General features: G+C 63.4%; 9 protein-coding genes. 1 reads left to right on the top strand and 8 read right to left on the bottom strand.

What is annotated here, in order from left to right; genetic code table 11:
* Positions 1-8: 8 nt before the first annotated feature.
* The 4 genes from AC3ENJ_RS01575 to AC3ENJ_RS01560 all read right to left on the bottom strand — a co-directional run bounded on the left by AC3ENJ_RS01575 (position 9) and on the right by AC3ENJ_RS01560 (position 4,991).
* Positions 9-1,349: a TerC family protein gene (locus AC3ENJ_RS01575; RefSeq protein WP_190807223.1), complete on the bottom strand. Its 1,341-nt coding sequence runs from the start codon at positions 1,347-1,349 to the stop codon at positions 9-11.
* Between the two features lie 214 nt (positions 1,350-1,563).
* Positions 1,564-3,705 (bottom strand): excinuclease ABC subunit UvrB, encoded by a 2,142-nt coding sequence (uvrB, locus tag AC3ENJ_RS01570; RefSeq protein ID WP_431812834.1) that lies wholly within the window; start codon positions 3,703-3,705, stop codon positions 1,564-1,566.
* A gap of 30 nt (positions 3,706-3,735) precedes the next feature.
* The gene (coaE, locus tag AC3ENJ_RS01565) at positions 3,736-4,362 is read right to left on the bottom strand and encodes a dephospho-CoA kinase (protein WP_431812833.1); all 627 of its coding nucleotides are present in this window, start codon (positions 4,360-4,362) and stop codon (positions 3,736-3,738) included.
* Positions 4,363-4,514: 152 nt separating this feature from the next.
* Complete coding sequence (locus tag AC3ENJ_RS01560; RefSeq protein ID WP_431812832.1) at positions 4,515-4,991, bottom strand: hypothetical protein; 477 nt, start codon at positions 4,989-4,991, stop codon at positions 4,515-4,517.
* 142 nt (positions 4,992-5,133) lie between these two features.
* Here AC3ENJ_RS01560 and AC3ENJ_RS01555 point away from each other — a divergent pair, with 142 nt between their 5' ends.
* A complete protein-coding gene (locus AC3ENJ_RS01555) occupies positions 5,134-5,832 on the top strand; it encodes an IMPACT family protein (protein ID WP_431812831.1) in 699 nt (232 codons plus the stop codon).
* 160 nt (positions 5,833-5,992) lie between these two features.
* Here AC3ENJ_RS01555 and rpsA read toward each other — a convergent pair whose 3' ends face one another.
* From rpsA to AC3ENJ_RS01535, 4 genes are all read right to left on the bottom strand, one after another.
* Positions 5,993-7,465: a 30S ribosomal protein S1 gene (gene rpsA / locus AC3ENJ_RS01550; protein WP_190780310.1), complete on the bottom strand. Its 1,473-nt coding sequence runs from the start codon at positions 7,463-7,465 to the stop codon at positions 5,993-5,995.
* A 153-nt stretch (positions 7,466-7,618) separates the two neighbouring features.
* Complete coding sequence (locus tag AC3ENJ_RS01545) at positions 7,619-9,013, bottom strand: GNAT family N-acetyltransferase (protein WP_190780309.1); 1,395 nt, start codon at positions 9,011-9,013, stop codon at positions 7,619-7,621.
* Between the two features lie 33 nt (positions 9,014-9,046).
* Positions 9,047-11,947: a DNA polymerase I gene (polA, locus tag AC3ENJ_RS01540; protein WP_431812830.1), complete on the bottom strand. Its 2,901-nt coding sequence runs from the start codon at positions 11,945-11,947 to the stop codon at positions 9,047-9,049.
* Positions 11,948-11,993: 46 nt separating this feature from the next.
* The gene (locus AC3ENJ_RS01535; protein ID WP_190780307.1) at positions 11,994-12,608 is read right to left on the bottom strand and encodes an ANTAR domain-containing response regulator; all 615 of its coding nucleotides are present in this window, start codon (positions 12,606-12,608) and stop codon (positions 11,994-11,996) included.
* Positions 12,609-12,659: the final 51 nt, after the last annotated feature.

The raw sequence follows: 12,659 nt of genomic DNA, 5'->3' as shown, positions 1-12,659 counted from the left end.
AACGGTAATTAGCGCAGGGAGGTGGAACCTCCGGTCGAGTGACCTTCGGGTCCGCTGCCGTCCGCGGCCTTACCGGTGGGCTGCACCGTGGCCGTGGGAGCTGCTGATTCCACGTCGTCCTGATCGAGGTCCGGGGACGGGGTCTTGACCTCGCCCGTGGATTCGAATTCGCTCTGCTGCCCGTGCACCGTGTCGACCATCTTGCGGAACCTGGCGCGGGAATCGATGAGCTCTTCCTTGTGCTTTTCCGAGATCTTGGGGAACTGCTGTGTGAGTTCGGCGATCTTGGAAGAAATGCGGTTGCGTTCCTCCGCGGGCGCGTCCTTGGGCAGGGCCAGGTACTTCTCGGAGAGGTCCTGGGTCTTTTGAATGATCCGCAGGGCACGACCCTTGGGGCTGAACAACGAGGCCAGCACGGTGATGACCAGGATGGAGATGATCACGGTCAGCGACGTGCCGATACCGATTTCTGCCACGGGGACATGCTGACCATCGTTGATGAAGGACAGCGTGTTCTCGTGCAGAGCGTGCAGCATCAACTTGATACCAATGAACAGCAGGATGAGCGAGAGACCCCACGACAGGTAGATCAGGCGATCCAGCAGGCCGTCGATCAAGAAGTACAGCTGGCGCAGACCCATGAGCGAGAACGCCGTGGCCGTGAACACGATGTACGGCTCCTGGGTCAGACCGAAGATCGCGGGGATGGAGTCGAGCGCGAACAAGATGTCGGTGCCGCCAATGGCCACCATGACCAGCAGCATGGGGGTCATGACCTTCTTGCCGTTCTCAATGGTGAACAGCTTGTCGCGGTCGTAGTAGTCGGTGGTCGGCAGAACTCTCTTGGCCAGTCGCACCACAAAATTGTCGGCCTCGTCCGACTCCGAATCGGTGACCTCGCCCTTGATGAGCTTGCCCGCGGTGTAAATGAGGATCAGGCCGAACAGGTAGAACACCCACGAGAAGGTGTTGATCGCGGCGGCACCGATGAAGATGAACACCGTGCGCGCGATCAGCGCGAACACGATGCCGAAGAGTAGTACCTTCTGCTGATCAGCCCGCGGCACCTTGAAGGAGGCAATAATGATCAGGAAGACGAACAGGTTGTCGACCGACAGCGCCTTCTCGGTGATGTAACCGCCGTAGTATTCCGCCGTTAGTTGCGGGCCATCCATCCATAGGATGACCAGACCGAAGAGCAGAGCAATACCCACGTACACGGCCGACCAAATGGCGGCCTCTTTGATCGTGGGCTCGTGCGGCTTGCGCACGTGGAAGAAGAAGTCATAAGCCAGCAGGCCCAGAATCAATGCAAGGGTGATGCCCCATTGCAGGCCGGTGATTTCCATGTGTCAGCACTTTCCGTTGAGAGACGGTGGAGACCGTGGGTCTCTCCACCGATCGGCACTCGGTCGACGCACCGGTAACGGTGGCCTTCTCGCCGTGAGCGATCGGTTGCTGCGCCCGGAGCGGCATCAATGCCGCTCGTGCTGACGTTCACAGCTCTTCGGGATACTCCCCCACGTTGTGGTCTGACCCAGTTTACACAGCTCGCAGGACTGTCTAGGCGTGACCCGCGTCCTTCATGCGGCGCAGTTCCTTCTTGAGATCCGCCAATTCATCACGCAGCCGTGCCGCGAGTTCGAACTGCAGTTCGGCGGCGGCGTTGCGCATTTGCTCACTCAACTGCTCGATGAGCTCCACGAGATCCTCCGCCGGGGCAGCCTGCACGCCGTCACGCAACAGCTTGGATTCAGCCCTGGATGCTGCCTCACGCTGGGTCTCGGACGCGCTCTTCTTCTTGCCGCCCTTGACGGGTGCGGTGTGATCATTGGCGGCGGCTCGCTGGGCCAAGAGGGTTCGTGTGTCCTCGTCCTCGCGGGCCAGTTGGTCCGTGATGTCCGCAATGCGCTTGCGCAGCGGCTGAGGATCGATCCCGTGCTCCTTGTTGTACGCCACCTGGATCGCGCGGCGACGATTGGTCTCATCAATGGCGGTCGCCATGGAATCCGTGATTTTGTCCGCGTACATGTGCACTTCACCGGAGACGTTACGCGCGGCACGGCCAATGGTCTGAATGAGCGACGTGGTGGAGCGCAGGAAGCCCTCCTTGTCCGCGTCGAGGATGGCCACGAGCGAGACCTCGGGCAGGTCCAGGCCCTCGCGCAGCAGGTTGATGCCCACGAGCACGTCGAAGGTGCCCATGCGCAGGTCCCGCAGCAGCTCCACGCGCTTGAGGGTGTCCACGTCCGAGTGCAGGTACTGCACGCGCACCCCGTGTTCCATGAGGTACTCGGTGAGATCCTCGGCCATGCGTTTGGTCAGTGTGGTCACCAGGACGCGTTCATTGCGCTCCACACGCAGCTCGATCTGCTCCAGCAGATCGTCGATCTGTCCCTTGGTGGGCTTGACGACTACCTGGGGGTCCACCAGACCGGTGGGACGGATGATCTGCTCGACCACGGAGTCCACCTTGGCCAGTTCATACTTGCCCGGGGTCGCGGACATATACATGGTCTGGCCGATGCGTTCCAGGAACTCGTCGAATTTCAGGGGCCGGTTGTCCATGGCGGATGGCAACCGGAAGCCGTGCTCCACCAGGGTGCGTTTGCGGGACATATCGCCCTCGTACATGCCGCCGATCTGCGGCACGGTGACGTGAGACTCGTCAATGATGAGCATGAAGTCGTCCGGGAAGTAGTCCAGCAGGCAGTGGGGCGCGGAACCGCGGGGCCGGCCGTCAATGTGCAGCGAGTAGTTCTCGATGCCGTTGCAGTAGCCCATCTGCTCCATCATCTCGAGGTCGTACGTGGTGCGCATGCGCAGTCGCTGGGCCTCGACCAGTTTGTTCTGGGATTCCAGTTCTTGGAGGCGGTTCTGCAGCTCGTCCTGAATGGATTCCACCGCTCGCGCCATTCGTTCCGCGCCCGCCACGTAGTGGGAGGCCGGGAAGACGTACATTTCCTGTTCCTCGTTGACGATCTCCCCGGTGAGCGGATGCAGGGTGTAAATCGCTTCGATCTCGTCCCCGAAGAACTCGATGCGGATCGCGAGTTCCTCGTACATGGGGATGATTTCCACGGTGTCACCGCGCACCCGGAACGTGCCGCGGTGGAAATCGATGTCGTTGCGGGCGTACTGCATATTCACGAATTGGCGGAGCAGATCGTCGCGGTCCATTTCTTGGCCCACGGCGAGCGTGACCATTTGTTTGACGTACTCCTCCGGGGTGCCCAAACCGTAAATGCAGGACACCGTGGAGACCACCACCGTGTCACGGCGGGTCAGGAGCGCGTTGGTTGCCGAGTGCCGGAGCCGCTCGACTTCCTCATTGATGGAGGAGTCCTTCTCGATAAAGGTATCCGTCTGCGGAACGTACGCCTCCGGCTGGTAGTAGTCGTAGTAGGAGACGAAGTATTCGACCGCGTTGTTGGGCAGCAGTTCCCGCAGTTCGTTGGCCAACTGAGCGGCCAGGGTCTTGTTCTGGACCAACAGCAGGGTGGGGCGTTGTATGGCCTCGATCAGCCACGCCGCGGTGGCTGATTTACCGGTGCCCGTAGCGCCCATCAGGACAACGTCTTGTTCGCCGCCCTGGATCCGTTCCGTGAGTTCCGCAATGGCCTTGGGCTGATCACCCGCGGGCTGAAACTCGGAGACCACCTCGAACGGGGCGACAACGCGATTGATTTTCTGGGCCAGCGACATGCCACTAGACTACGCGTCACCTCCGACACGCTATTCGCCTTGCTGACGCCACCAAGTATCGACCTGACTCAGGAGGTCCTCGACCGAGCCCGAGTTGTCGAACACGGTGGTTGCCGCGGCCAGCCGCTGCTCGTCGGTGGCCTGGGCCGCAATGCGCCGACGAGCGTGCTCGGGGTCCATGCCCCGGTCGGTGACCATGCGACGAACCCGTTCCTCGAGTGGTGCCTCGACCACCAGGACCTGGTCCATGTCCGCGTGCTGGCCGGTCTCCACGAGGAGCGGCATGTCGAAGACAATGACCGATCCGGGCGCGGCCTGCTCGATCAGCCGAGCGGTTTCCTCCCGAACCATCGGGTGGATCATGCCGTTCAAAGTTTCGAGTTGTAGTTCATCATTGAACACAACGCGTGCCAGTTCCTCTCGTAACAGCTCACCGGTGGTCGGATCTATCACCGATTCACCGAAGTGTCCGCGGATCGCGGTGAGCCCCCGTTGCCCCGGTTTCTGGAGGTCCCTGGCAATGGCATCGGCGTCGATCACCACGGCTCCCAGCTCCGCCAGGCGTCGAGAGACGGTGGACTTACCGGAGGCAATCCCCCCGGTGAGACCCACCGTCTCCACGGGTCGAGTGTTGGCCCGCGACACACCGTCACCCACGAGCGACCTCCCTTGAGCAGCGTTCTGAGGTTGGCTTTCGATCCACCACTGTACCGGTCAGTTCCGACCGTCCGGACATCTGCTCATTCTCGCCGGAGGTCACCGCGCGTTCCGAACATTTCGTCGCTCCCTCGCCACTGCGTGACCCGGGATCAGCCGAGCCCTTCGCGCACTCCCGGGCGGAATGCAATGAACAGCCAGATCCCGTTGACCACCACCAAGGCAATTCCGGGGAGGCCGAGGAGGAGGTTTCCCGGTGCAACTACCGCGGACAAGGCCGCGTGAATCAGCCCCACGGTCGCGAACACCGCGCCCGCATACCAACCCTCACGCAGCCGCTTGCGCAGCGGAATGTACACGGCCATGTACATCCCCACGAGCAGGATGAGGCCCACCACCGCGCCAACCCAGTACAAACCCTCGGGTGGCGCTCCGAACGGCGCATCCTCGAAGGCCTTGTGCGTGATCTGCCCGGTGATGATGTTGGTGATGATGGTCGTGAGGTACAGAACGCCGGACACAATGGTCAGCGTCAGCAATTTCCTGACGTGATTGTCAACCTCTGGGTCGATTTCTCGATTCCGTGCCGACGAACCCTGGGATTCGTCACGCCGCGTTGTCATGCTCATAATGGGTACCGCTTTCTCCATGTGCCAGTGCAGCCATGTTCCTCCCAGCACAGGTGTGACGCAAGACTCCCCGCGGGCATTTCCTGGGAATTTGCTTAGTCTGCCTATCTGAGCTGAGAGACCGCACCCTAGACTGGAGGCCATGCCCACCGACCCGAATGTCTCCTACACGGTGCTGGGCACGACCTCGGTGCACACCCACGAAATCGAGATCAAGAAATCTCGCTTCCTCGCGCTCTTGAAACGGGTTGACTCCGAAACATCGGCCCGCGGCTTCATCGCCGAGACCAAGGCTCAGTACCGCGATGCCCGCCACCATTGTTCGGCCTTCATCATCGGACCCGCCCGCGAGACGGCCCGCAGTTCCGACGACGGCGAACCGTCCGGAACCGCAGGTATGCCCATGATGCAGGCCCTGAGCACTCATAAGGTGCCCTCCCAGCGCGACCAACGGCTCCACAGCGATCTCTCCGACATCTGCGCCGTGGTGGTTCGCTGGTTCGGCGGGGTCAAACTCGGTGCCGGTGGCCTGATACGTGCATACTCCGGGAGCGTGACCGCAGCGCTCGAGACCGCCCCTCTCAAGACACGCATGCGCTCCCGCTCCCTCACGGTCCGCTTGGCCCACGCGGACGCAGGCCGTGTGGAGGCCGACGTGCGCGCGGCCGGCTTCGCAGTGCTGCCCACCCGCTACGCCGCCGACGCCGCTGTGCTCACTCTCGCGGTTCCCGATCGGGAGTTCGATGTCCGCGCTGCCCTGGACACCGTGACCTCGCTGACCGCGGGACAGTACACTCCGCACCTCGGGGGCGTCGACTGGCACGACATTGCCCTGCTTTGAAACCCACTCCCCCGGGCACTGAACACCGTGGCTCATCCCGGTTGTTGTCGCGCTCGGTTACACACGTGCGCCGGATACGACAGAACCCCGCACGGAGTCCGTGCGGGGTTCTGCTAGTCAGGAGGCCCGTACCGCCGGAGCGGTGCGAGCTATCCGTGCATCAGTGGCCGGTCAGCTTCTCGCGCAGAGCAGCGAGGGCTTCGTCCGAAGCCAAGGTGCCTGCGTCCTCGGCCGGAGCCTCGGAGGAGTAGCTGGTCGGAGCGGCGGGGCCGCTGGTGCTGCTGCTGGAGTTGGAGGAGGAAACCGCGGCTTCCTGATCCTCGGCCAGGTGCTTCTGCACCTGCTCCTTGTGGGCTTCCCAGCGAGCCTGAGCGTCCGCGTACTGCTGCTCCCACGCTGCGCGCTGTTCCTCGTAGCCTTCGATCCACTCGTTGGTCTCGGGATCGAAGCCCTCGGGGTACTTGTAGTTGCCCTGCTCGTCGTACTCGGCAGCCATGCCGTACTGAGCGGGATCGAACTCGGTGGACTCGGGGTCCACACCCTCATTGGCCTGCTTCAGGGACAGCGAGATGCGGCGGCGGTCCAGGTCGATGTCAATAACCTTGACGAACAGCTCTTCGTTGACGGAGACGACCTGCTCGGCCATGTCAACGTGGCGCTGCGCCAGCTCGGAGATGTGCACCAGGCCCTCGATGCCGTCTTCCACGCGCACGAACGCGCCGAAGGGAACCAGCTTGGTGACCTTGCCCGGGACAACCTGGCCCAGGGCGTGGGTGCGTGCGAACAGCTGCCAGGGATCTTCCTGGGTTGCCTTCAGCGACAGCGAAACACGCTCGCGGTCCATGTCCACGTCGAGGACCTCGACGGTGACTTCCTGGCCAACCTCGACGACCTCGGAGGGGTGGTCGATGTGCTTCCAGGACAGCTCGGACACGTGCACCAGGCCGTCCACGCCACCGAGGTCCACGAAGGCACCGAAGTTAACGATGGAGGAGACGGTGCCGGTGCGAACCTGGCCCTTCTGCAGCTGTTGCAGGAAGTTGGCGCGAACCTCGGACTGGGTCTGCTCGAGCCACGCGCGGCGCGACAGCACCACGTTGTTGCGGTTCTTGTCCAGCTCGATGATCTTGGCTTCGAGCTGCTGGCCGATGTAGGGGGCCAGATCGCGGACGCGACGCATCTCGACCAGGGAGGCGGGCAAGAAGCCGCGCAGGCCGATGTCCAGGATGAGGCCACCCTTGACGACCTCGATGACGGTGCCGGTGACGACGCCGTCTTCTTCCTTGACCTTCTCGATGTCGCCCCAGGCACGCTCGTACTGAGCGCGCTTCTTGGAGAGGATCAGGCGACCTTCTTTGTCCTCTTTGGTGAGAACCAGAGCCTCGACCTCATCACCCACGGCAACAACATCGTCAGGGTTGATGTCGTGCTTGATGGACAGCTCGCGAGAGGGAATGACGCCTTCGGTCTTGTAGCCGATGTCCAAGAGGACCTCGTCGCGGTCGACCTTGACGACGGTGCCTTCCACGAGGTCGCCGTCGTTGAAGTACTTAATGGTCGCGTCGACAGCGGCGAGGAAATCCTCCTCAGTTCCGATGTCGTTGACGGCAACCTGCGGGGTGGTGGTGGTCATGTAGTAGGGACTCCGATGGATTAGTTTGAATGGTCAATGCCCACTGCTGGGACCTTGTAAGGCCCGGGATGCGGTGAACGAAACGTGCTTTGGGCGCGCAAATGAAGACGCACTGCTCTATCTTAGGCTTGAAGGGCAAGCGGTTCAAGCAGCTTAGAACGGGGAGATGCAGTACGGGTGTTCGGAGGTGGACATCAGCGATTGCAGGTCATCCAGTGCCGCCAGATCCCGTACCTTGATCAGTCCCGCGTAATACAGCGTGGACGCCTTGACGGCCCCCAAGTACAACGAACCCAGGGAGTCGATGTTCATGGCGACGTCCGCCTCGTCCGGCAACTCGACGCGCGGCATGGACTTACCGGCGGCGTCGTCGTCCGTGCGTGGCCGGTCTCCCGTCCGCTCCACGACCGGCCGCTGGCCGGTCGTGTCGATGGTGTACACGCCGTCCGCGAAACCCAGCGAATCCACCAGTGAAATCGTCAACGCCCGGTGCGAACGGTAGGGGCGCGCAGACAGCGCGGCGACCGGGTCCAGGATGCGCAACCACAGCCGCTCGTACCGCTTGCGCACCTCGTAGTCGGCCATGTCGACCATGCCCCACATCAAGGGGTCCTCCATTTGGGCATTGGGGTGACGCACCTCGGTGACCAGGTCCAAGCCGCACAGGTACTCCCACAGCGCGATGCGCACCTGGGCGCTGGGTGAGACCAGGTCCACCACTTCTAGGGTGCCCTTAAAGCCACTCCCGCGCACGAACTTGTAGCTGACGTAGCCGTCCGCCCGGTCGTTCTCGTCGTAGTGGACCGCCGTGCGAATCTCGGGATCGGCCTTACCTGCATGCCAGTCGTACTGGCCGCTGACATAATCCCACCACTTGCCGGTGCGCCTCAGCGAACCGGGGGTGAGCTGGTGGAACTTCTCGAAGATGTCCGGCGCCAGCTGCGCGAGCGCCTTGTTGTCGGCCATTTCCACACGACCCACGGACGGGGCCTTGAGCTTTAAGCCGGATTCCGCGGCCACCGCGACCTCGGTGTTGAACGTGCCCGCCCCGAACCCGAACCGGCCGTAAATGGTCGCTTCGGAGGCCGTAAGCGCGGCGATCGGGAACCCTGCCCGGTGCGCTTCCGTGAGATCGGTGGTCATCATGCGGCGCAGGATCCCGCGGCGGGCATGCGTGGGCCGCACCGTCACCTCGGACACCAACCACGCGGGCAGCTGCGTTTCCGCGCCCAGGGTGAGGCTCGAATCCCACGAGCAGTATGTGGCCACGGGTCGCTGCTCACCCAGAGCCGCGGTCGGCACCGGGTCCTGGCTGTGGACGGCGCGCAGGCGGACGCGTTCGCCGTGCAGCCACTTGAGATCCCTTTCGAGGGACTGTTCGGAGGGCTCCGGGCCGTGGAAACCCTGGTTGACCGCGCGCAGCCACTCGACTGCTTCCGGGTTCTCGGCGATTCCGCCCGACCCCGCGCCGAAAGTCTTCACCTGGTAGGTGTTGCCCTTGGCGCTGTACTGCTCGGAGCGGGATTCGTGGGCCGGGTGCGTGTTCATGCGGGAATGACTCCTGGGTGACGTTGACTGGTTCTAGTGCGCGGCCTGTTGCCACGTGCGGCCGGTGCCCACGTTGACGTCCAGTGGAACCGTTAATTCTGCTGCACCCGCCATTTCGTCGCGCAGGATCTTCTCCACGGCGTCGGCCTCTCCGGGTGCGACCTCCACGATCAGTTCGTCATGGACCTGCAGCAGCACGCGGGAACGCAGCTCTTGCTCGGCCAGGGCGCGATCCACCCCGATCATCGCCTTCTTGATGATGTCCGCGGCGGAGCCTTGAATGGGAGCGTTGAGGGCCGCGCGCTCGGCGGACTGGCGAGCCAGCCGATTGTCGCTCGTGAGGTCCGGGAGATAGCGGCGTCTGCCGTCAATGGTCTCGGTGTAGCCCTTCTCGCGGGCTTCGTCCACGACACCGCGTAGGAAGTCGCGCACCCCACCGAAGCGCTCGAAATATTCGCTCATCATGGTCCGCGCCTCATCCACGGGAATGTTGAGCTGCTGGGACAGTCCGTAGGAGCTGAGCCCGTACACCAGTCCGTAGCTCATGGCCTTGACCTTGGAGCGCATCTGCGGGGTGACCTCTTCGGGTGTCACGTTGAACACGCGCGAGCCCACAAAACGGTGTAGGTCCTCCCCCGCCCGGAACGCCTCGATGAGGGCCTCGTCCCCGGACAAATGCGCCATGATGCGCATTTCGATTTGCGAGTAATCCGCGGTCATGAGGGTCTCGAACGGGCCTTCCTCATCCGATCCGACCACGAACACGTTGCGAATGCGTTGACCCTGTTCGGTGCGCACCGGGATGTTCTGCAGGTTGGGGTCGGTCGAGGACAACCGCCCGGTGGCTGCCACGGTCTGCATGTAGGTCGTGTGGACCCGGCCGTCCTCGGCAATGGCCTTGCGCAATCCCTCCACGATCTGCTTGAGCTTGGAGTACTCGCGCCAGTTCATGAGCGCCACCAGGAACCGGGAGCCCTGCGTCTCGGGATCCACCCGGCCCAGCAGATCCGCCACCGCCGCGGCGTCCGTGGTGTAACCGGTCTTGGTCTTCTTGGTCTTGGGCAGGCCCAGTTCCTCGAACATCACGGTCTGCAACTGCTTGGGCGAACCCAGGTTGACCGTGCCCTCGATCTGCGCCTGCGCCTGCTCCTTGTTCTGGTCGATGGGCTGCTGCAGGTCCTTGTACAACTGGTCGATCCCGGGGCGGTCGATGGCTACACCCAGGTTCTCCATGCGCGCCAGGATCACCGCCAGCGGCATTTCCAGATCCAGCAGCATCGGCAGTTGGCCGTCCGCCTCGAGCAGTGCCCGCAAATGACGGCTCAGCTGGGCGCAGGCCGCGCCCAGGCTCGCCTCACGCTGCAGGACCTCGTCCGGGATCGCTTCGAGGCCTCGGTCCCCGCCCAGGTCCAGCTCCGTCTGCGCGGCCTTGCCCTTGCCCGACGACGCCGCTGGGTCGCCCGCCCGCGGCACCTCGAGTTCCAGGTGCTGGGCGAGCTGAGCCTCGAGGTCGTAGCTGCGCAGCGCGGGACGCACGAGGTAACCGGACAGCTGAACGTCGTCGTGCACGCCGTCCAGGGTCACACCGCGGTCCACGAGGCCGTGGAACAGATCCTTGAGGCCGTCCACGATCTTCGGTTCGCTGCGGTCCTCGAGCCACTGGTCCACGGCGCCGGCCAGGTCCTGGTCCGCGGCGATCACATCCACCACGGCGGTGGTGTTTGCGGTGAACACGAGTACCGTGACTTCCCCGCCCGACGCCGCCTTGGGATCCGGCAGCAGACGCCGCACCACGGCGGGCGATTGGGTGTCCTTGTTCTCGTCCAGCCACTGCTGCCAGTCTTCCGCCGTGCTCACGCGATGGACCTCGCTCACCGCCGGAGCGTTTGAGGTGGGTCCGCTCTCACCGGCATTGCCGAAGGCATCCAGTAGCCGGCCGCGCAGACCGGCGCCGAATTCGAGGTCGTCGAAGACCTCGTCCACCTTGTCCGTGTCCGGGACCGGGAGCGCGGCGTTGGCGAAGTCGAGGTCGAGGTCGAGGTCGGTTTCCAACCGGTTCAGCTTGCGATTGCGGCGCACGAGCTCAACGTTCTCGCGCAACGCCTCGCCCTTTTTGCCGGTAATTTTGTCGGCGTGCTCGAGCACGGATTCCACGGGCCCGTAGGATGCGATCCACTTGGCCGCGAAACCGGGGCCCACACCGGGCACGCCCGGTAGGTTGTCCGCCTGCTCACCCGTGAGGGCGGCGAGATCCGGATAGTTCTGCGGCGCCACCTTGTACTTCTCGTACACGGCCTGGGCGTCCATGCGGCGCAGATCGGACGGGGTGCGGCCCGGATACACGATATTGACGTGGTCGTTGACCATTTGGAACGCGTCACGGTCTCCGGAGAAGACGAGCACTTCGAAGTCCTCCGAGGCGCCGCGCGTGGCCAAGGTGGCCAGAACGTCGTCGGCCTCATAGCCCTCGAGAGTGACCACGGGGACGCCGAGTGCTTTGAGGATGCGTTCGATGTTCGGCACTTGGCCGTGGAACTCCTCGGGGGTCTCGTCTCGACCGCCCTTGTAGTCCCCGTATTCCTGGGAACGCAGGGTGGGGCCTTCGAGGTCGAAGGACACCACCAGGTGGGTCGGCTGATAATCGCGGATCAGCTTGACCATGGTGTTCAGGAACCCGTAAACACCTTCGGTGTGGACTCCCTCTGATGTGACGAAACCCGGGCCGCCGCCGTACTCCGCGGCGCGGGACAGTGCGAAGAACGCACGAAACGCCAGGGAATGCCCGTCAATCAGGAGCAGGCGTCGTTCCGGGTGGCTCACCGTGCCGGGCAGCGTGATCGATTGGGGGGACTCGGTTTTCTCCCCGATCACCACCACGGGATCGGCGGGGGTGTCCTGGCTCGGGTTGTTCTGGGCGTCGCTCGTCTCACTCACGCGTCCATCCTAGGCGTTCATCCGGGGCGCTCGGAGAAGTCCGCCCTCAGGTCACCTGGTTGATGATCGCGTCGGCCACTTCACGCATGGACAGCCTGCGATCCATGGAGGTCTTTTGAATCCAGCGGAACGCCTCGGGTTCGGACAGGCCCATTTTGGTCTGCAGGAGGGACTTGGCGCGCTCCACGAGTTTGCGCGTGGCGAACTGTTCCTTCATGTCCGCCACCTCATTCTCCAGCGCGGAGATTTCCTCGAAGCGGGACATCGCGATCTCAATGGCCGGGACCACATCGTCCACGGTGAACGGCTTGACCACGTACGCCATGGCGCCGGCCTCACGCGCCCGCTCCACGAGTTCGCGCTGGCTGAAGGCCGTCAGCAGCACCACCGGAGCGATGCGCTCCTCCGCAATGTGTTCAGCCGCGGTGATGCCGTCCATGACGGGCATTTTCACGTCCATGAGCACCAGGTCCGGTGTATGCTCTCGGGCCAGATCCACGGCACGCTGCCCGTTCTCGGCCTCCGCCACCACGTTGTAACCGGCTTCGCGCAGCATCTCCACGATGTCCATGCGGATCAAGGCCTCGTCCTCGGCGACCACAACGGTCTTGGCGGGCTCATTCGAGGGAGCGGGAGTGGACGCTTCGGGCGATTCCGTCACGGGGGAACTCCTTGGTTAACTGGGAAACAAACTGGATACCGCATCAAACCA

This window comes from Kocuria sp. cx-455 (genome assembly GCF_057707085.1).
This window is presented reverse-complemented; position numbering and strand designations above follow the sequence as displayed.

Bases quoted from the DNA above. Each gene is read 5' to 3' on its own strand.
- AC3ENJ_RS01545 (WP_190780309.1), bottom strand. From the start codon at position 9,013: ATGAACACGCACCCGGCCCACGAATCCCGCTCCGAGCAGTACAGCGCC.
- AC3ENJ_RS01555 (WP_431812831.1), top strand. From the start codon at position 5,134: ATGCCCACCGACCCGAATGTCTCCTACACGGTGCTGGGCACGACCTCG.
- uvrB (WP_431812834.1), bottom strand. From the start codon at position 3,705: ATGTCGCTGGCCCAGAAAATCAATCGCGTTGTCGCCCCGTTCGAGGTG.
- rpsA (WP_190780310.1), bottom strand. From the start codon at position 7,465: ATGACCACCACCACCCCGCAGGTTGCCGTCAACGACATCGGAACTGAG.
- AC3ENJ_RS01575 (WP_190807223.1), bottom strand. From the start codon at position 1,349: ATGGAAATCACCGGCCTGCAATGGGGCATCACCCTTGCATTGATTCTG.
- AC3ENJ_RS01560 (WP_431812832.1), bottom strand. From the start codon at position 4,991: ATGAGCATGACAACGCGGCGTGACGAATCCCAGGGTTCGTCGGCACGG.